18 protein-coding genes are annotated in these 21642 nt (G+C 37.7%); 12 read left to right on the plus strand and 6 right to left on the minus strand.

From position 1 onward, the window contains the following. Nucleotides 1-14: 14 nt before the first annotated feature. The 4 genes from H2677_RS10260 to H2677_RS10275 all read right to left on the minus strand — a co-directional run bounded on the left by H2677_RS10260 (nt 15) and on the right by H2677_RS10275 (nt 5431). Nucleotides 15-1013: an adenosine deaminase gene (locus H2677_RS10260; protein WP_212638480.1), complete on the minus strand. Its 999-nt coding sequence runs from the start codon at nt 1011-1013 to the stop codon at nt 15-17. Nucleotides 1014-1095: 82 nt separating this feature from the next. Continuing rightward, complete coding sequence (locus H2677_RS10265; RefSeq protein WP_004912229.1) at nt 1096-2415, minus strand: NCS2 family permease; 1320 nt, start codon at nt 2413-2415, stop codon at nt 1096-1098. Between the two features lie 297 nt (nt 2416-2712). Continuing rightward, on the minus strand, nt 2713-2907 hold the full coding sequence (locus tag H2677_RS10270) for a hypothetical protein (RefSeq protein WP_004912232.1): 195 nt from the start codon (nt 2905-2907) through the stop codon (nt 2713-2715). Nucleotides 2908-3226: 319 nt separating this feature from the next. Next, nucleotides 3227-5431, minus strand: a complete 2205-nt coding sequence (locus H2677_RS10275; RefSeq protein WP_212638481.1) for a TonB-dependent receptor — start codon at nt 5429-5431, stop codon at nt 3227-3229. A 271-nt stretch (nt 5432-5702) separates the two neighbouring features. Between H2677_RS10275 and H2677_RS10280 the strand changes: the two genes are divergently transcribed. From H2677_RS10280 to H2677_RS10290, 3 genes are all read left to right on the plus strand, one after another. Continuing rightward, nucleotides 5703-7775 (plus strand): TonB-dependent receptor plug domain-containing protein, encoded by a 2073-nt coding sequence (locus H2677_RS10280; RefSeq protein ID WP_212638482.1) that lies wholly within the window; start codon nt 5703-5705, stop codon nt 7773-7775. A gap of 199 nt (nt 7776-7974) precedes the next feature. Further along, nucleotides 7975-8985 carry an AraC family transcriptional regulator gene (locus H2677_RS10285; protein ID WP_099948888.1) on the plus strand — a complete coding sequence of 337 codons (1011 nt, stop codon included), beginning with the start codon at nt 7975-7977 and terminating at the stop codon, nt 8983-8985. Between the two features lie 87 nt (nt 8986-9072). Continuing rightward, a complete protein-coding gene (locus H2677_RS10290; RefSeq protein ID WP_212638483.1) occupies nt 9073-9696 on the plus strand; it encodes a sterol desaturase family protein in 624 nt (207 codons plus the stop codon). Between the two features lie 65 nt (nt 9697-9761). Here H2677_RS10290 and H2677_RS10295 read toward each other — a convergent pair whose 3' ends face one another. Further along, nucleotides 9762-10094, minus strand: coding sequence for a DMT family transporter (locus tag H2677_RS10295; protein WP_212638484.1), 333 nt, complete (start codon nt 10092-10094; stop codon nt 9762-9764). Nucleotides 10095-10212: 118 nt separating this feature from the next. Next, a complete protein-coding gene (mnmG, locus tag H2677_RS10300; protein WP_099948890.1) occupies nt 10213-12093 on the minus strand; it encodes a tRNA uridine-5-carboxymethylaminomethyl(34) synthesis enzyme MnmG in 1881 nt (626 codons plus the stop codon). 251 nt (nt 12094-12344) lie between these two features. Here mnmG and H2677_RS10305 point away from each other — a divergent pair, with 251 nt between their 5' ends. From H2677_RS10305 to H2677_RS10345, 9 genes are all read left to right on the plus strand, one after another. After that, entirely contained in the window at nt 12345-12719 is a 375-nt protein-coding gene (locus H2677_RS10305) for a hypothetical protein (RefSeq protein ID WP_004912249.1), read from the plus strand. 184 nt (nt 12720-12903) lie between these two features. Further along, complete coding sequence (gene prmA / locus H2677_RS10310; RefSeq protein ID WP_168154393.1) at nt 12904-13809, plus strand: 50S ribosomal protein L11 methyltransferase; 906 nt, start codon at nt 12904-12906, stop codon at nt 13807-13809. 14 nt (nt 13810-13823) lie between these two features. After that, nucleotides 13824-14687 (plus strand): DUF3426 domain-containing protein, encoded by an 864-nt coding sequence (locus H2677_RS10315; protein ID WP_005402340.1) that lies wholly within the window; start codon nt 13824-13826, stop codon nt 14685-14687. A gap of 375 nt (nt 14688-15062) precedes the next feature. Further along, nucleotides 15063-15332 carry a DNA-binding transcriptional regulator Fis gene (fis, locus tag H2677_RS10320; RefSeq protein ID WP_001086304.1) on the plus strand — a complete coding sequence of 90 codons (270 nt, stop codon included), beginning with the start codon at nt 15063-15065 and terminating at the stop codon, nt 15330-15332. Nucleotides 15333-15415: 83 nt separating this feature from the next. Beyond that, the gene (purH, locus tag H2677_RS10325; protein WP_212638485.1) at nt 15416-16990 is read left to right on the plus strand and encodes a bifunctional phosphoribosylaminoimidazolecarboxamide formyltransferase/IMP cyclohydrolase; all 1575 of its coding nucleotides are present in this window, start codon (nt 15416-15418) and stop codon (nt 16988-16990) included. Nucleotides 16991-17095: 105 nt separating this feature from the next. Then, the gene (purD, locus tag H2677_RS10330) at nt 17096-18382 is read left to right on the plus strand and encodes a phosphoribosylamine--glycine ligase (protein ID WP_004955161.1); all 1287 of its coding nucleotides are present in this window, start codon (nt 17096-17098) and stop codon (nt 18380-18382) included. A gap of 581 nt (nt 18383-18963) precedes the next feature. After that, the gene (locus H2677_RS10335) at nt 18964-19836 is read left to right on the plus strand and encodes a MetQ/NlpA family ABC transporter substrate-binding protein (protein WP_087536070.1); all 873 of its coding nucleotides are present in this window, start codon (nt 18964-18966) and stop codon (nt 19834-19836) included. A 68-nt stretch (nt 19837-19904) separates the two neighbouring features. Further along, nucleotides 19905-20930 carry a methionine ABC transporter ATP-binding protein gene (locus H2677_RS10340; protein ID WP_004912274.1) on the plus strand — a complete coding sequence of 342 codons (1026 nt, stop codon included), beginning with the start codon at nt 19905-19907 and terminating at the stop codon, nt 20928-20930. Beyond that, on the plus strand, nt 20927-21622 hold the full coding sequence (locus H2677_RS10345; RefSeq protein ID WP_212638486.1) for a methionine ABC transporter permease: 696 nt from the start codon (nt 20927-20929) through the stop codon (nt 21620-21622). The genes H2677_RS10340 and H2677_RS10345 overlap by 4 nt, the downstream gene beginning before the upstream one ends. The last annotated feature ends 20 nt before the right edge of the window (nt 21623-21642 follow it).

Consider the following 21642-nt stretch of genomic DNA (forward strand, 5'->3'; position numbering starts at 1 on the left):
GGTTTTTTTATGCATTAGATTTTTCTAACTTCGGTAATCCATTTCTGCTTATCATCATCAGAAATAAACGAAGCTTCAAAAGAGTTAATCGCAAGCTGCTTTAATTCTTCATTTGATAAATTCAAAGCTTGTTGAATCGCAATAAAATTATCATTCATATATCCACCGAAATATGAAGGATCATCCGAGTTTACAGTGACATGCACACCTTTTTGTAGCAAACGACGAATGTTATGCTCAGTCATATCTTTCACGACACAGAGCTTTAAGTTACTTAACGGGCACACTGTTAATGGCATTTTCTCTGCAATTAGGCGCGTCATCAGTTGCTCGTCTTCTTCTGAACGAACACCGTGATCAATACGATTCACCTTAAGTAAATCTAAAGCTTCCCATATATACTCAGGAGGACCTTCTTCTCCAGCATGTGCGACGATCAAGAAACCAGCTTCTCGTGCTTTGGCAAAAACACGTTCAAATTTTGATGGTGGGTGCCCAACTTCACTCGAATCCAAACCTATCGCAATAATGTCATCTTTGAATGGCAAGGCTTGTTCTAACGTTTCAAACGCTTTTTCTTCACTTAAATGGCGCAAGAAACACATAATCAATTGAGAGCTAATACTCAACTTTTCTTTTGCATCGGTGCATGCACGCTTTAAACCATTTAAAACGGTAACAAACTCAACACCACGCTCAGTATGTGTTTGTGGATCAAAGAACATTTCTGTATGTACCACTCGATCTTCTGCGCATTTTTCAAAGTATGCCCAAGCTAAATCGTAGAAGTCCTGCTCATGCACTAACACATTGGCGCCAGCATAATAAATATCTAAAAAAGATTGAAGGTTATGAAAGTTATAAGCCTGTTTCACTTCTTCAACAGATTGATAAGGAATTTGAATCTGATTACGCTGTGCAATAGCGAACATCAACTCTGGCTCAAATGTCCCTTCAATATGCACATGTAATTCGGCTTTGGGCAAAGCACGAATCAGCTCGATTTGATCCATATAAACTCCACGTCTAAATAAAAAAGGGTGCTGCCTAACACGGTACACCCTTTAAAGGTTTTATCACTTAGTTTTAAGTGGCTTAGCCACCAAATGCAACAAATTTAAATACCCAAAGTGCAGCAATAATCCACACCATATAAGGTACTGTTTTTGCCTTACCCGTAAACAGCTTAACCAATGCATAACTAATGAAACCCATTGCAATACCATCGGCAATTGAATAGGTAAATGGCATAAATACGATCGTTAAAAATGCAGGTACAGCTTCAGTAATATCATCCCAATCAATGTGCGTAATTCCTTGAATCATTAACACACCGATAAATAATAGTGCTGGTGCAGTTGCAAAACCTGGTACGGATTGTGCCAAAGGAGCCAAGAATAAGCAGCCGATGAAAAGTAAAGCAACCACAACCGCAGTTAAACCTGTGCGACCACCAGCTGCTACACCAGAAGCTGATTCAATATACGGGGTGGTAGATGATGTACCCAATGCAGCTCCCGCTACAATTGCAGTTGAGTCAGCAAATAGGGCTTTCTTTAATCGTGGTAATTTACCATCTTGAAGCAATCCAGCGCGATGTGAAACACCAACCAAAGTCCCGGTACTATCAAACAAGTCAACGATAAAGAATACAAAAATAACCCCGACCATACTTGCAGTAAATAGACCTTCAAAATCCATTTGCATAAAAGTAGGTGCGATTGATGGGATATGTCCTACAACACCTTTGAATTCATTCAACCCCAGAACAGTCGCTATTGCAGTGACCACTAAAATACTGATGATGATTGCACCACGAACTTTTAATTGATGCAAAACAACAATCATTAAAAATCCGAATAATGCTAACAATACTGTTGGCTGTTTAATATCACCCAATCCAACCAATGTCGCTGGATTATCTACAATAATTCCTGCATTTTTAAGCGCAATCAATGCAAGGAAAAGACCAATTCCCCCACCAATCGCAAACTTTAAAGACATCGGAATCGCATTGACGATTGCCTCACGAATTTTAAAGAAACTGATAGCAAGGAAAACAAGACCTGAGACAAATACCGCTGCTAGAGCAGTTTGCCAAGGCACCCCCATACCCAAACACACAGAATAGGTAAAATATGCATTTAAACCCATACCTGGTGCGAGTGCGATCGGATAATTCGCCACAATCCCCATGACCAAACACCCGATTGCAGCAGCCAAACAGGTTGCAACAAACACAGCACCATGATCCATTCCGGTTTCAGAAAGAATGAGTGGATTTACAATGATGATGTAACACATGGTCAAAAATGTGGTTACACCTGCTAGAACTTCTGTTCTAAAGTTGGTTTTGTTATCACTTAATTTAAATAAGCGTTCTAACAGTCCAACTGAAGCATTAGGCGTTGTCATATAGCACCTGTTAAAATCTAAGATCGTAGAATATGAAATCTATACGCTTGTGTTTCAAATAATTTTTTGAATGTACACAAAATGGTATACAAGGCTAAAAGCAATCTACATGCCAGTTTCACGCTTGCTATACAGAGGAGATGTATAAATTTGGTTCCGATTTCAAAATGTAAAAAGCCGCATAACAAGATGCAGCTTTTTTATTTAATGGTAAATATTTTAACAGATTCTAATAAAAACTTGGACACAACCCGATAAAAAAAGCTAAATCCTGTGACATTTCACCTGAGAACTTAATTATTCGCTTCGGTAGGTCGCTAATCGAGAATGCTTCACATAATTTGGATTGTGTTGAATCGAATTTAGGCTATGTTCTGCATCGTTCACAATCTTCATCAGCTCTTGTCTTTTTTTGTTCTGCGAATCAACATAAACCGCATAACCCAAAATAAAAACAGAACAGAGAATAAGTATTGAAAGTACTATCTTCATTATTATTATCTCTAATGTATGCTTTTCTTAAATACTAACAAATGTGTACAAAAATGTATATCAATTAACACTTTTAAATCAAAAACAAATGTAATGTCACAATAATTTTTTCCGATAAAAGCTGAATTTGAACATTTTTTACACACTTAAATACTAGAATAATAAAGTATTTTAATCAACAACTTTTGCATAAATTCAATTAGATAATTTTAATATTTTACCAATTGATTAATTAATATTTATTAAATCAGTAATAAATTAAGCTTAAATAGTACCTTTATCGCTTAAAGGTACTATTTGATATTGCTAAAAATCGCTTTTAGAACTGATAGTTAACTCTTACTAAGAAGTTACGTGGTGTTCCAAGCATAGAGTCCGAACGCCAATATTCTTTGTTGGTTAAATTATTCACGGCAAGCGTAATATTCCAAGGATTTGCACTATAACCAATCGCAGCATCAAGTCGTGTAAAACCTTTTAAATCAGTGGATGTGCTATTGAGATTACCATTTGGATAAACTTTTGCATCACCCACATATGTAGCACCTAGCTCAGTATAGATTTGATCTGTCGGCAGATATCGAATAAACAAATTTCCTGTATGCATAGGTGTATTGTTGAGCGGTTTGCCAATATTTTGAGGCGTTACATCATCACGGGTAACCGTTGCATCTGTATAACCATATCCACCACGAACAAAAACATTTTCTAAAGCTTTACCGATAAAGCTAAATTCAAGTCCTTTCGATCGATGTTGACCACCGACTACCCATTCATCAGGATTATTTTGTGCATCAGGTTGATAACGAATGTTATTTTTTCGAATATCATAAACAGAAATCTGAGTGTTTAAACGGTTATCCAACCAATCACTCTTAACACCTATTTCATATTGTTCGTTGTATTGAGGTTCAGCATCATAAACACTTGGGTTCAAAGTCGGATCAATACTAATCATCCCTCGCCCACCATATGGAGCAAAACTCTTACTATATGATGTATAGAAACTGTGACTCTCATTTGGTTGCCATACAAATCCTATATTTGGACTAAAACTTTCGCCATCATAAGATTGCTTTTTGTCAGTTAGCATATTTTGCGTTTTGAATTCGAAGTGATCATATCGAGCACCCAACATCATCTTTAAACTAGGCAGCAAACTAATTAAATCTTGAATAAAAATAGCTTTATTTTCAGATTTATGTTGACTATAAGATGTCATTGGCGGACGACCATCTGCTAAATCAAAAGATTCATAATGATCATTTGGATGGTATGGGTTCATATAACCATAATATTTTCCAGCAAATTGACCACTTGAATAGTTACCTAACTTAGGATCACGATTTTCGTGTGACCAATCAGCTCCAATCATAAAATTGTGTTCAAATATCCCTGTATCAAATTTCCCAGTGATATCAAATGTATTCATAACGGTTTTATTCATGGTTTCTTGCCATGCGTAACTTTGGCGCAAATAACCATTCCAATCACAACTTTTTGGCTTAGCCTCTAAAGTTAAATCATTTTCACAATATGTTCCGCCAAAGAAATTATCAAAATTTTGATAAGCTTGACGATAACTTGCAGCCCAATGAAAATTCCAATTTGATGCAAACTCATATTTCAAATCAGTTCGCACAGTTTGCAATTCATCATCAATAAAATCGCTACTACGAGCAAATGCATTTTTGATAGAAACATTGTTTGGAAGATTTTGATACGATGGACCACGATCTGGAGTACGTTCCAATTTATCGTAGGTGTATTGGGTAGTCCAAAGTATTTTTTCATCGTCACTGCGATAGCTTATGCTTGGAGAAAGCATTTCGATCTGCGAACCAATCCCCTTACGAAAACTATTGGAATCTGCTTTTTCACCAGTTAAGCGTATAGCCCAGTTATCGTTGATGATTTGATTAAGATCTAAAGTTGCACCAATATTTTCATATGAACCAGCATACATACCTATTGAGCTTTTAGAATCAAAGTTGGCAAACTTAGTCACCATGTTGATGACACCACCACCCGCACCACGTCCATAAAGTACTGAAGCAGGACCTTTTAATATTTCAATTCGCTCAACATTTGCAGTGCTACGGCGTAGTTGACCACTTTCTCGGACGCCATCACGATAGATATCACCCTCGTCTGCTTTGAACCCACGAAGCGAAATTCCATCACCACGAGTATCGTAATTTGTTGATACACCTGGGGTTCCTTGAAGCATAACGCTTAAATCATTTGCCCCATAAATCTTATATTTTTGTACATCGATTGTGTCGATAGTCTGAGGGATATCTTTTTTCTTGAGACCATTACGTGTCACATTTGCTTGATCATAATCAATATAACTTTTGATTGGATCTAACTCGCTCATTGCTTCAATTTTAATAGTCGGCATAACTGCTGTTTGCAGACTATCTTGATTTGCAACTGCATACTGAACTTGTATAAGCATTAAACTAAGCATACTAAACCTAAATACAGGCTTAGAATTTGATTTCAAAGATGGATAAATCATAACGTTCCGAAAGACAAAAATAGGAGAAACATAAAATATTAAAACGATACAATTTTAATAAAAACAATTCTCATTTTCATCATATTTCGCAACAATACGACACTAACGTCTATTTATTAAACACACTACTTATTCATAACAATATGATTCTCAAAATTAAAGATTATTTTTTCCATTTCTAATTCTGTTCATGCGTAAATTCGATTTTTCTTCATGATTTTACATTAATCTAAGCCCATAAAAATTTGATCTTTCTTTTGGGGCATTTTCAATGCAAATCTCGCATAATTATGGAAAATTAAGTGTACTCAGCTCTACTCTACTGAGTATAAGTAGCTCACTATTTGCGACTGATACACTAACTAATACAAATTCGTCAGCAGTCGCAGAGTTACCTACTCAAGTCCTGCCAACGCTTTCTTTCAAAGCCACATCTGAGACTCAAAAACAAAAAGACCAAGATATCAGCGCAGTTGCAAAAACAATTATTACACGAGAAGAAATGCTTCAATACGGTGATCAAACAGTCATGGATGCTTTACGCCGTGCCGCAGGATTTCAAATTCCAGTATTTGGACAAGGACCTCGTGGTGGAGGTGGTGCTTCAGGCATGCGTTTTCGTGGTGGAGGTGCACCAACTTTTCTCGTAAATGGTGAACCTATTCAAAGTGGCCCACGTGGTGGGATGTCTGTCATAGATACCATTAGCCCTGAAATGATTGAAAGAATCGAAGTAACTAAACAACCGAGTGTCGCTCAGAGTTCTGTTGCATCCTCAGCTGTCATTAATATCATTCTAAAAGAACCATTGGATACACGTATAAATGGATCAGTAAAAATCGGCTATGGCTTGAGAGAAAGTGAGCAACAAGAAGCTGAACGTAAACAAATTAATGTTCAAGCAGATGGTCGTGAAAACCAATGGTCATACAGCCTTTCAGCTAACCAAATGTGGTTTGACAATACGTCTGTGACTAAAACTGAAAATTTAATCGGAACGCGACAACAGTCACGTACCGTAAATCGCAACATGCAAATGTTTGCTCCACGCTTACAATACGAACTTGATGATCAACAAAAATTAATCGCTGAATTATTTTATCGCAATATCAAGATGGAAGGCACTTCAGGAAATCAAATTCAAGATGATAAAAATGACAGTATCAAACTCAACACTCGTTACGAACGTAAAGATCAAGATCTAAGTGATAAGTTACGACTGTCGGTAGAATATCAAACGGAAAGCCAACTTACCCTTACACCTGAAACGAAGACATACACAGATGAAACCATTGATGAGTATGGTCTTGCATACGATGGAACAAGAAAGTTAGATCAAGATCGTCAAATTAAATTTGGGTTTGATGCACGAAATAATCAATTAGATAGCAATATTAGTAAAAGTCTAGATGAACAGCGATATGCCGTTTATGGCGAAGGAAGTTGGCGCTTTATTGATCGACACACGTTTACTTTAGGCGCTCGCCAAGAATGGTTAAAACGTTCGGGTTTAGTCGATTATCAAGACCAGCACCTGAGTCCTGTTTTTGCATATCGGTATGATTTAACTGATCAATGGTCACTACAAACCAATATCAGCCAAGCATTTCGGAATCCGAATGCAGACCGCCTAATTTCTAATGTGACTATCTCCACTGACAGTGATGCAGGTAGCTTAAATAATCCTGACGGTGGTGGGAATCCAAATTTAAAACCTGAAAAGATTCGTGCCGCTGAGTCCACGCTTGCTTATGATTCTGCGAGCGGTGGTATGAGCCTAACCGCGTACCATAGAGAAATTAAAGATTATATCGAAAAAGTCATTATGCTCGAAGGCGAACGCTATGTTGAACGCCCTCAAAACCAAAATAAGGCGACAACGTATGGAGTTGAACTAAGTGGTCGCTATGCATTAAAACAAACTAATGCTGGACATTCATTCATGCTAAATGGTCAGATCTCAACTGTCCGTGCAAAAATTCAGGATGAGCAAAAATCTGAGCGACTGGTCAGTGACGTTGCACCATACAATGCAAGCACTGGTGTTTCATATAGTTTTAAACCTTGGCAACTTTCTACAAGTGCAAATATCAGTTACACCCCTGAATATACTCGTGCTTTAAATAATCAACCTTATGATCGAACAACAAATGCTCGTATCAGTTTAGACCTCAGTGCAACTAAACGATTCAAAAATGGTTGGTCTGCTAGTGTAAATGCTAACAATATTTTAGGAACAAATTATAAAGAAAGATTAACTAATCAATCTGATGGGCGCTTATTTCAAGCACGAATTAATGAATCTATCCCCTCTCTTCAATTTAGTCTTGAAAAGAAGTTTTAATATTCAAGAAAGCCAGTTATCACAACTGGCTTTTTTATTCCAGTTGATGGCTATTTCTTTGATTGTATGACAGAGAAAAATTTTTAATGAGATATAAAGTTTATTTAATAGAAGCCTGTAAGAAGCTTCTAACAAACATTTCATTTCTATGATAAAAGAACATAGTATATTGTTTTAAAAGTTTATTTAACCTTCAAACATGATCACAAATAAAGCAAGCGATGCTGGCATTTTTTTATGGATGGTGTATCAAACCATGCAAAAAATGGATTTAGATGCCGCAAACATTTTTGCAAGTGTTCATTTACCTGATCAACCTCCTGACAAGTCAGTACGACGTGATAATTCTACACAAAGACGTTTCTGGGATGCTGCTGAGAAAATTAGTGAAGATTCAGATATCGGACTTCATGTCGGAGGTAATGTACCTCCATTTCGCGGTCAAGTCATAGAATATCTTTTTCTTAGTAGTCCTACCTTTGGCGAGGGATTAAAACGAACGCTACGATACCAAGCTCTTCTCACCAATGCGATGTCTTTTCAGTTAGAAGTAGTTGATCAGAATACTGTTGGATTATATGGATTAGAGCATCCTGTACGACATTATCTAGAATGTGCGATTGGTATTTTACTTAATTTTTTCAAATACATTACGAATGATGCATTCATTCCATTTCAAGTTTTACTTCCATATGAAAATGCTGCTGATCAAGAAGAATATAAAAAAGTTTGGAATTGCGATGTTTTAGTTGGTCAAAGACATGGTGCTATTTTATTTGAATCTAAAATTCTTAATTATCCTTCGCCTGCACATGAACCCGAACTATTAAAAATGCATGAACATCATGCAGAATCTCAACTTGATCTATTGAATAAGCATCAACTGATTGGAGAAATTGAGAAAATTCTTGCTAATGGTTTATTAGAATCAGGAAAATTTGATCAGAATGTTGTGGCTGAGCATCTCAACAAAAGCGCACGTAGTTTAAGAGCAGATTTACAATTACTGAATACCACCTATGAAAAAGTGATTGCTCAATATCGCGAAAGATTAGCACGACGCCTACTTTCCCAAACCGATGAGTCGATTGATCAAATTGTCTACCTAACAGGTTTTTCAGAACCTTCTGCTTTTTCGAGAGCATTTAAACGCTGGACTAAGGAAACCCCGACTGCATATCGACAACGTAAGAGAAATGGATTTGATTGATCAGGCATAAAAATACTGTCAGTGCAGTCAAAATATTTAATATTTATATTTATACACTTCGATCATTGCTTTTAGAGGTAATCTAACATGATCGGTTTTCCTGTCGGTGTTTTTGTAGCAAATGGGATGGAATGGTATTTTCACAAAGTTTGGCTACATGAATTTCCAAGTAAAAACAGAAATAGCCCTTTTTTCACACATATTGCTCACCATAAACGTGCACGTTTAAATGCTTTTCACGATGAGGGTTACGCTGAATCGATGTTTAAAAATGCTGAAATCTATAATGAGAAAACGGCATTGTTTGGTTTAACAGCCGCAGCAACGGTTTTTCTACCTGTTGCTCCATTTTTTACGGCAGGTTTGTATTATGGAATTTGGAATTATTGGAAAGTCCACGCCAAATCCCATCTCGATCCTGAGTATGCAAAGAAACGTATCCCTTGGCATTATGATCATCACATGACCAGCAATCAAAACGCGAATTGGTGTGTGACTAAACCTTGGTTTGATTACATTATGGGTACACGAGTGATGACTGATGCTTCTAAAACAGAGACCAATCTTTTGGCAATCAGCATGCCTAAATGGATGGAAAACAGGGTCAATAAATTAGCTCGTCGTTTATTGCCAAAAGCTTATGCGGAAATTGATGCAAATACTCAATCTGATCAGAAAAATCTGCGTCTAGGTATCGAAGTTACTTTATAAAAATGATTAAACATTAAATTAAAATCGAACGCTTCGTTCGGTTTTAATTATTATTCGGAAATAAATCAATGCGGACTAGATTTTGATAAAAGGTTTAGAATCAACACACCACACATAATTAATGCTATGCCGATAATTCCCCATAGATCCAATTTTTGATCATAGAAAAACCAAGCAAAGGTCGTGATGAATACAATTCCTACCCCAGACCATATCGCATAAGCAATACCAACTGGAATTGTTTTCAGGGTCAAAGATAAGCAATAAAATGCAATGATGTAACCTAAAATCACAATGATCGAAGCAAATGGCTTTGTAAACCCTTCGCTACTTTTCAGTGCAGATGTCGCAATCACTTCTGCTGTGATCGCTACAAATAAAAATATCCAACTTTTCATTTACCACACCTGCTCTATCCAAACAAACATTTCACATCTATTAATTCAATCATAAAAAAACACCCTTTAATAAAAAGGGTGTTTTCTAGTTCTAAGATCAAGAATCTATTAATAATATTTAAGCAGATTTCTTCGCCATATTATTTTTACGAATCGTAATCATCACCAACTGAACTGCTGCAGGAGTCACACCTGGGATACGGCTTGCTTGCGCTAAAGTTTCAGGGCGAACTGTTTTAAGCTTTTGAGTGATCTCGCGAGATAAACCTGAAACACCATCATATTCAAAGTCAGCTGGAATCTTCGTTTCTTCAAGGCGTTTCATCTGAGCAACATCATCATGTTGACGGTTGATATAACCTTCATATTTCACAGCAATTTCAATTTGCTCACCGACCTGTTCAGAAACCTCTGAGCCTGTAAGTTCAGCAATTTGACCAAAATTAATATTTGGACGTTTCAATAAATCAATCGCGCTGCACTCTTTACTTAGGTCCGCACCAGTCATTTCAACAAACTTTTTACCCATTGGGTTATTCGGTGCTGCCCATAAGTGTTGTAAACGTGATGTCTCGCGCTCAACAGCTTCCATTTTTTCGCTATATGCAGCCCAACGTTCGTCATCAACTAAACCGAGTTCACGACCAATTGGAGTTAAACGTTGATCTGCATTATCTTCACGAAGCATCAAACGATATTCTGCACGTGAGGTAAACATACGATATGGTTCTTTAGTCCCTAATGTAATCAGGTCATCTACCAGTACGCCCATATATGCTTGATCACGTTTTGGTGTCCACTCTTCTTGTTCCCAAGCACGACGTGCTGCATTCAAACCAGCAAGTAAACCTTGAGCACCTGCTTCTTCATAACCAGTGGTACCATTAATCTGACCAGCAAAATACAAGTTTTGAATTGCTTTAGTTTCAAGAGTAAATTTCAATGCTTGCGGGTTGAAATAGTCATATTCAATTGCATAACCTGGACGCAAGATATGAGCATTTTCCATACCGCGAATCGAACGTACAAGATTGAACTGAACGTCAAATGGCAATGAGGTTGAGATACCATTTGGATAAAGCTCATGCGTATCTAAACCTTCAGGCTCTAGAAATACCTGATGCGAATCTTTATCAGCAAAACGATGAATTTTATCTTCAATCGAAGGACAGTAACGAGGACCTACCCCTTCAATCACACCTGTATACATAGGTGAACGATCTAAACCACCACGAATAATCTCATGGGTTTTTTCACTGGTATGAGTGATGTAGCAGTTCACTTGTTCAGGGTGCATCGATACATCACCCATAAATGACATCACTGGAGATGGAAAATCACCCGGTTGTGGTGTCATCACAGAGAAATCAACAGTACGTGCGTCAATACGCGGTGGTGTACCCGTTTTTAAACGACCTACTGGAAGTTTTAACTCACGTAAACGATGCGCCAAAGCAATCGAAGGAGGATCACCTGCACGACCACCACTAGAATTTTGCAACCCGATATGAATGACACCACCTAAGAAAGTACCCGTAGTGAGTACAACGGTTTTGGTATCAAAACGAATACCCATTTGGGTCACAACACCTTTAACGGTATCGCCTTCAACAATTAAATCATCAGCAGCTTGTTGGAAAATATCCAAGTTCGCTTGGTTTTCTAAAGTATGACGAATGGCAGCTTTATAACGAACACGATCTGCTTGAGCACGCGTCGCACGCACAGCAGCACCTTTGCGCGAGTTTAAAATACGGAATTGAATACCGCCCTTATCAGCAGCAAGCGCCATTGCACCGCCAAGCGCATCTATCTCACGAACTAAGTGCGATTTACCAATACCACCAATCGCTGGGTTACAGCTCATCTGCCCCAAAGTCTCAATATTATGCGTCAACAATAATGTTTGTCTTCCCATACGAGCCGCCGCAAGCGCAGCTTCCGTACCAGCGTGACCGCCACCAATTACGATAACGTCGTAAACTTTAGGATAGTGCATAGTGGTAATGTGTATTTAAAAAATGACAGAGTATTATACAGAAGTTTTCTATTAAGTTGACAAAATCCGTCAATATTCTTGTAATCCCCATCTGCTTAGCTTGATTTAAATATATACAAAATAAAACTTAATGTTGCACTTTTCATGCATTGTTAACACATGGACTTATAACTATTAACCTGATATCCACTGTTCCGATTCAAAAAATTCTTATCATTATTAGTGCATAACAAATACTTTAGGAAAATGATATGAACACTAAGCTTTTATTTTCGACGCTTATTTGTAGCCTGTGTTTTGCTGTAACAGCACAAACCAATGCAAAAACCACAGTTGATGCACAAACTCAAAAGTATCAACAAGTATGTAAGGGCAAAAAACAAGGTGATATGATTTCATTTGCCTACAAAGGTGTTGTCTTTAATGGTACATGTGAGCCAAATGAAGCTGGTAAATTAGCATTCCAACCTCCAATGCCTGCGAATAATGCAATGCCTGAAACTCAAACTAAGATTTCAGAAACACAATCAGAACCTCGACCAGTGAGTGCGCCTGTTCAGCCTATGGAAATGACACCTCCTCCAATGGAACAATCAGCTCCACAAATTGAACAAACAGCTCCATAAGAAATTGGACACCTATATATAGTTATATAAGGATGCTGTTCAGCATCCTTATTTTTTGTTCAGGCTATATCAAAAGAATTATGTTTGGAAAAACATCTTAAAATTGTAATCAGTCTATTTTATAATCCCTCTGCATGGTCTGAATCTATTACAATAACCAAAATACATTAACTTAGGTTTTCCTGTGAACTGGCTACAAATTCATATTACTGTCGATCAAGAACAAGTTGAACTAACTGAAACTTTGCTCCTTTCTTTGGGTGCTGTAAGCGTTACGCTAGATGATGCCGAAGATCAAGCACTGCTTGAGCCATTACCAGGTGAAACCCCTCTTTGGAATAAAGTCATTGTAACGGGCATTTATCAACAAGAAGAAGATGACCCAATTGATGTTGATACTTTAGAAGCATTTTTAAAAGCACAACTCCCTGATGTTCCAATGCGCCATGAGTATTTAGAAAACCAAGTTTGGGAACGCGCATGGATGGATTATTACGAACCAATTCAAATTAGTGAAAAATATTGGATCGTACCAGAATGGTTAGAGCCACCTGAAGCAGATGCAACCAACATTAAACTGGATCCAGGCTTAGCATTCGGTACAGGTAACCATGCCAGTACATTCCTATGCTTACAATGGCTAGGTAAGACTGATGTAAAAGATAAAATCGTGATTGATTACGGCTGTGGGTCAGGCATCTTGGGTGTTGCTGCTCTTCTATTAGGTGCTAAAAAAGTATATGCCACAGACATTGATCCACAGGCTGTTCTAGCAACAAAACAAAATGCAGAGTTGAATGGTGTACTTGAGCGTCTGTACGTTGGCTTACCAGAAGAATTCAATAACGAGTTTAAAGGTCAACAATCGGACATACTAGTTGCAAATATTCTAGCTGCACCTCTAATGGCTTTAGCGCCTGAATTCTCAACTTTAATTAAAAATGAGGGAGAGTTCGCACTTGCCGGTGTAATCGAAGAGCAAGTTGCTGATGTTTCTAGTGTTTACTCTGAGTTTTTTGATATATTAGAGATCGAAAAGCGCGAAGAGAACTGGTGTCGCATTTCAGGAAAACGCAAAACAACAATTTGAGAATATTGTTCCTCATGAGTGAAAAACAAACCCGCTGCCCTAAATGCTCAACCGTGTATAAAGTGACCCCTTCACAACTCAGTGTTGCTCAGGGCATGGTTTGTTGTCCTAAGTGCGTTATTAACTTTAATGCACTGACCAATCTTTTAAATACAGAGACAAACGAAACGATTCCTACACAAACCAATCGTTCACTATTCTCCTCTATCCAACCTGATAGCAGCTTTGCTGAAAAGCAAATGCAGATTTTAAGTATTTTCGATCAAAAAATTGAAAACTCAAATATCGATCTTTTGACCTATCTAAACAATTTAAATTATTTTAATACTGAGCCAGTCACAGCATTACCAAATTTAAATTTATCCGAAGATGCTTTATTGGTTGATCATGAACCAACATCAAAACAACACGGTTGGCTATATTACAGTCTTTGGGGAATCGGTAATATTGTCCTCATTTTGGTATTCGCTTTCCAAATCTTATGGTTTAACCCAAAGCTTATGCATGAAAGCCCTGCTTTAAACCGTATCTTTAACTATGCATGTGGTGTTTTGACTTGCAAAACACTTGATGAACAATATAAATATCTAAGTTTTGAGAAAGTTAAAGTTAAACGCTACAGTAAAAACGAAACAATGTTTTCGGGTGTGCTGATCAATCATCATAAAGATAGTGTCTTGATTCCTTCGATTAGACTCATCCTTAAAGACAAAGGTGAGACAGTTACGGATATCACACTCAAACCCCAAGACTATTTAGTAGACAGTCTAAAACCGATTCAACGCATCCCTTCAAACAGCCCATTTAAATTCGAATTTACCGTTGAACAAAGTAAAAATAGCTTCGACAACTATAGTTTAGAAATTGTACAGCCCTAAAAGCATAAAAAAGTGACAAAAAAATAAAAAAAAGTGCAGTTAATTTGCTCACTTTTTCGCAGACAGTGGTATGATACGCGCCACGAATGCTTTGACCTACTTACTCCTCGTTATTTATAAACAATAAAATCGTTAAACGAACTGTGCTTTAATTCTATAAGCGCATTGTTGGTTTTTTTGTTTTTGAAAGTAGGCTGTAACAAATATTTAACTATTGTTACGCTTATTTTTTACACAATTCGAGGATTTGTGGCAAGCTAATAGTCCTTTTGTTTTAGAGTCACTGTTTTAGGATCTAAAACAGGGCTCAGTAATTTAGACCACATTTATATATCACTTTACCCAAGTGATATTTGATTTTTCGGATTAACACGCATGAATAGCAAATCTCCTATTTTTACGGCTCAATCTGATGTCGCTCTTCGCATCCATGTAGATCGCGCAGTTCGTCATTATTTTGCACAGTTGCAAGGTGAGCAACCATCTCAAGTATATGACATGGTTTTAGCAGAAATGGAGAAACCTCTTTTATCTGTGGTCTTAGAATATACTCGTGGCAATCAAACTCGTGCTGCCGAGATTTTAGGCCTTAACCGTGGTACTTTGCGTAAAAAGTTAAAAGCTCACGGTTTAATGAGTGAATAATTGATAAAATGCTCACGTTCTCGTGGGCATTTTTTTATGCTTAATTGTTTTAATCTGTAGACTTCAAACTGTTGACCAAAATCATGACTATCAAACGTGCTTTAATCTCTGTTTCCGACAAAACTGGAATCGTTGAATTCGCTCAAAACCTTGCTGCTCTAGGGGTAGAGATCTTATCTACTGGCGGTACTTATAAGTTGCTTAAAGACAACAACATCGCTGTCGTAGAAGTTTCTGAGCATACAGGTTTCCCTGAAATGATGGATGGTCGTGTAAAAACACTACATCCTAAAATTCATGGTGGTATTTTAGCTCGTCGTGGTCTGGACGAAGCTGTAATGCAAGAACACAACATCGATCCGATTGATTTGGTGATTGTAAACCTTTATCCATTTGCAGCTACAGTTGCAAAACCAAACTGCTCTCTTGCAGATGCGATTGAAAATATCGATATCGGCGGTCCAACTATGGTTCGCGCCGCTGCGAAAAACCATGCTTCAGTTGGTATCATTGTGAATGCATCTGACTATGATGCTGTAATTGAAGAGTTAAAGACAAATGGAGCTCTTTCTTACGAGACTCGTTTTGATTTAGCAGTTAAAGCATTTGAACATACTGCTCAATATGATGGCATGATCGCATCTTATTTAGGAGCACGTGTTGGTAAAGCTGAGGGTGAAGCAGATTTATTCCCTCGCACATTCAATACGCAGTTAAATAAAGCACAAGATTTACGTTATGGTGAAAATCCACACCAAAATGCAGCGTTCTATGTTGAAGCAAATGCTCAAGAAGCATCAGTTTCAACTGCAAAGCAATTACAAGGTAAAGAACTTTCTTATAACAACATCGCTGATACTGATGCTGCACTTGAATGCGTAAAATCATTCGCTAAACCAGCTTGTGTCATCGTTAAACATGCAAACCCATGTGGTGTTGCTGTTTCTTTAGATGGCATTAAAGCAGCTTATGACCTTGCATATGCTACAGATCCAGAATCAGCATTCGGTGGCATCATCGCATTTAACCGTGAATTAGATGTAGAGACTGCTCAAGCGATTGTTGATCGTCAGTTTGTTGAAGTGATTATTGCTCCAAGCATCGCAGAAGGTGTACTTGAAGTCACTGGTGCGAAGAAAAATGTCCGTGTCATGGTTTGCGGTGAGCTTCCAGCGATTGATGCACGTGCGCCGCAACTTGATTATAAACGTGTCAATGGTGGTTTGTTAGTTCAAGATCAAGACTTAGGCATGATCACTAAAGATGATCTTAAAGTTGTGACTAAACGAGCGCCAACTGAACAAGAAATTGATGACATGATTTTTGCTTGGAAAGTTGCAAAATATGTGAAATCAAACGCAATTGTTTATGCCAAAAACCGTCAAACCATTGGTGTAGGTGCAGGTCAAATGAGCCGCGTGAACTCTGCTCGTATTGCTGCGATCAAAGCTGAACATGCTGGTTTAGTGGTTGAAGGTGCAGTTATGGCATCTGATGCATTCTTCCCATTCCGTGATGGTATTGATAACGCTGCAAAAGCTGGTATCAAATGTATCATCCAACCAGGTGGTTCTATGCGCGACGAAGAAACGATTGCTGCAGCAGATGAAGCTGGTATTGCAATGGTCTTCACTGGTATGCGCCACTTCCGTCACTAATAGATTTAAAAAATCCCTCTTGCGATGTTTTAGTTGCATCTCAAGGGGGAATTTTCTATTTTTAGTGGATGTACTTGAGATACTTAAAAAGGAAATAAATTAATAATGAATATTTTAGTTTTGGGTAGCGGTGGCCGTGAACATGCACTTGCATGGAAAATCGCACAAGATGCACAAGTGACTAAAGTTTTTGTTGCGCCAGGCAATGCCGGTACTGCAACTGAAGACAAATGTGAAAACGTTGAACTTGATATTTTAGATAATCCAGCAATTATTGCTTTTGCCAAAGCAAATGATGTTGCTTTAGTGATCGTAGGACCTGAAGCTCCATTAGTAAACGGTGTTGTGGATGCAGCACGCGAAGCTGGTCTAAAAATTTGGGGTCCAACTCAATACGCAGCTCAGCTTGAAGGTTCAAAAGCATTCGCTAAACATTTCTTAAAACGTCATAACATTCCAACTGCTTTTTATGATGTATTTACTGAAGTGGATGCTGCTAAGGCTTATGTCGAGCAGAATGGCGCCCCTATTGTAATTAAAGCTGATGGTTTAGCTGCAGGTAAAGGCGTTATCGTTGCGATGACTAACCAAGAAGCTTTTGATGCCATTGATGATATGTTAGCGGGCAACAAATTCGGTGATGCTGGATCGCGTGTTGTGATTGAGCAATTCCTCGAAGGTGAAGAAGCAAGCTTCATTTGCATGATCGACGGTAAAAACATTTTACCGATGGCAACTTCACAAGACCATAAGCGTATTTTTGAAGGTGACCAAGGTCCAAATACGGGTGGTATGGGTGCGTATTCTCCTGCTCCAGTTGTTACACCGGAAGTATTTGAACGCGTAATGAACGAAGTTATGCGTCCTACTGTTGATGGTATGGCAGCAGATGGTCATGTTTATACTGGTTTCTTGTATGCTGGTTTGATGATTGATGAACAAGGTCAACCACGTGTGATCGAGTTTAACTGTCGTTTTGGTGATCCTGAAACTCAACCAATCATGATGCGTTTAAAATCATCTTTAGTTGATTTAGTAGAAGCTGGTATTGCTGGTAACTTGCCAAGTGAAGCCGAATGGGATGATCGTAAATCAATCGGCATTGTACTTGCAGCTGAAGGATATCCTGAAACTGTACGCAAAGGTGATGTGATATCAGGTATTGGTCAATCTCCAGAAGATACAAAAATTTTCCATGCAGGTACTGCAACAACTGAAGATGGTCATGTGATTACTGCAGGTGGTCGTGTGCTTTGCGTAACTGCGCTTGGAGACACCGTTCTAGAAGCTCAAATCAATGCACTAGAAGTATGTGGTCAAGTGACATTTACAGGTATGCAGTATCGTAGTGATATTGGTTATCGCGCAATTGCACGTGAAAAAGCAGAATAAGCTTTGGTTAATTAACAAAAGCCTTCTTCGGAAGGCTTTTTTATTCTTTAATGAGCATAAAAATCATTTCCTTATTCATTATTTAAATATTAAATTCAGAAAAATATATATCACTAATTCAATAAAATCTGACATTTCCACCATTAGAAAAAACTACAAAAGTATCATTTATTTACTTTTACCAAAATTAAACTATTTTTCTAATAATCATATATTTATACCCACAAGTACAAAATAGAACACTATAACAGAACCCAAATTATTGTTATGATTGCCAAAATTTTCGGCGAGTACTTTTAGTTTTATACATATTCTTTTATATATGAATAAGAATATGAAATTTAACTCGAAAAGTATCAGCTAATCTCGATTTGATATGAAAATTATTGAACCAGTATGCTTAAGTCAAATCCTTAAGATCAACGTTCTTGATTTTCTGTTGTTGCAAATAATCCGATCAGTCGCCTGTTCATAACACTAAATTTTGAACCGACTCACCTCTTTGTAACAAGAACCCTATAGCTCTTAAGTAATGCATTAGCGGATTATTTACTAAGCATTATTCCGATTAGGATTTACACATGAAAAAGCTAATTAGTCTTTTTTTAAGTGTGTCTGTGTTATTACTTGCAGCGTGCAGTAAACAACCTGACACCAAAGCAGAACAAAAAAATGAAGCGGGTGGATTACAAACCGTTGTAATGGCATCAACAGGTTCAGATGCTGATATTTGGCGTTTTATTGCGACCTTGCCAGAAACTAAAGCTGCTGGTATCAAGCTTGAAGTGAAAAACTTTACAGACTATGTAGCTATGAATACAGCTGTAGCAAATAAAGAAGTCGATGTGAATGCATTCCAATCATATGCTTACCTTGTTGCTTTTAATGCTTCAAATCAAGATAAGATTGCACCAGTATCAACGACGTACTTAGAACCTATGGGCATCTATTCAAGCAAAGTCAAAAAAGTTGAAGAGTTTGCTGAAGGTGCTTCAATCGCAATTCCAAACGATGCTGCAAACGAAGCTCGTGCGTTATTGTTATTACAAAGTGCTGGTTTGATCAAATTAAAAGCTGACTTTGATCCAGCAAAAGGCACACCAAGCGATATTATCGAAAATACGAAAAAACTCGATATTAAACCAATTCAAATGGCAACTGCTGTACGCGTTAAAGATGAAGTTGATGCGATTGTATTGGGGAATACCCTTGCAATGGAAGGTGGTTTAAATGTTCTAAAAGATTCTATCTTTTATGAACCAATTGACCAAAGCACGAAGCTGAATGTCAACATTTTAGCTGTAGCTGATTCAAGAAAAAATGATCCTGTATTACAAAAGCTTGGAACTCTTTATCACACTGAAGCGGTGAAAAAATATGTTCAAGAACATTTTGCTGGTACGAAAGTTGACGTGAATAAACCTATTAGTTATCTCACAGAAACAAATTCGTAATATAATCTGTATAGGAAACAGGCAAATCACTTTGCCTGTTTTTTTCATTTTTGCTTAGTATTGACGATATGATCCAATTTAAAAATATTTCAAAGCATTACCAGCTAAAAGGTCAAACGATCAACGCTCTGGATCAAATTAATTTAGAGATTCCAGAAGGCAGTATATTTGGCATTATTGGGTATAGTGGTGCGGGGAAAAGTACGCTAATACGTTTGATTAATCTGCTTGAACGCCCTACTCAAGGTCAAGTCATTATCAATCAGACTGATTTTACGGCTTTAGATGCCCGTAGCCTTCGTCAAGAACGTGCAAATATTGGCATGATCTTCCAGCATTTCAATTTGTTACAGACCAAGACAGTATCTGAAAATATTGAGATGCCACTAAAATTACTGGGTCATAGCAAAGTTGAACGTGAAAAGCGTTTGAATGAGCTGTTAGACTTTATTGATCTAAAACATAAGAAAGATGCATATCCAGATGAGTTGTCTGGCGGTCAAAAGCAACGCGTGGGTATTGCACGTGCACTTGCCAATCATCCTAAAATCCTGCTTTGCGATGAGGCAACTTCCGCTCTAGATCCTCAAACCACAAAATCAGTACTAGCATTATTAAAGAAGATTAATAAAGAGCAGAATATTACGATTGTTATGGTGACCCATGAAATGGATGTAATTGAATCTGTTTGCGATTATGTTGCGGTCATGGAAGCGGGCAAAGTGATTGAAACTGGTCCAACTTTAGATATTTTCAGTCAGCCTCAACATCCCACAACCAAAACCTTTATTCAGACTGTTTTACAACAGCAATTGCCGATTAATATTTTAGATAATTTAGAACATCAAAATCACAATAGTATCTATAGCTTGCAATTTCTCGGCACATCAGCCCAAGAAACTGTTATTCAAGCCGTCATTAAAAAATTCGATATCAGCTTAAATATTCTTTTTGCAAACATGACTGAAATTAATGGCACTGTAATCGGACAAATGTTTATTCAACTTTTGGGCGATCAACTCATCATTCAGGAAGCAATCAAATTTCTTGAGGGTCAAGGTGTAAAAGTTGAGCAATCAGGAGTCAGTCAATGAGAGATTTAATTGTTCAGTGGCTCACTGAAGTGACAGCTCCTTTTTGGAAAAGTGCTTTAACAATCGACCAGTTTGTTACAGCTTTGCAAGAAACATTTCAAATGGTTTTCTTCGCCCTATTGTTTGGCTGCATTTGGGGATTCATTCAAGGCATAACTTTTGTTGTTACGCGTACAGGTGGTATTTTGCAGAATAAAGCAATTTACTATGCCATAAACCCCATCGTAAACGCACTCCGCTCTTTGCCCTTTATTATTTTACTGATTGCTGTTATCCCATTGACTAAACTGTTAGTCGGCACATCAATTGGGACATGGGCTGCGATCGTACCTCTAACGATTTATGTAGGACCATATTTAGGTCGTCTCATCGAAACATCTTTGCTTGAAGTGAACGAAGGGATTGTTGAATCTGCACAAGCAATGGGAGCTTCACCTTGGCAAATTATTTTCAAGTTTATCATTCCTGAAGCACGTAGCTCCCTTATTCTTAACTTAACCACTGGCACAATTTCTTTAATTGGCGCAACGGCGATGGCAGGTGCAGTTGGTGCGGGCGGTATTGGTGATTTAGCGATTTCATACGGTTATCAACGCTTTGATACTAGCGTGGTCATCTTAACCGTGATCGTGCTATTGCTTTTAGTTCAATTCGTTCAATCTTTTGGTGACTGGTTAGCTAAACTTCGATAAGTTAAAACATCAAAAAACTC

This window comes from Acinetobacter junii (assembly GCF_018336855.1).
GTDB classification, from domain to species: domain Bacteria; phylum Pseudomonadota; class Gammaproteobacteria; order Pseudomonadales; family Moraxellaceae; genus Acinetobacter; species Acinetobacter junii.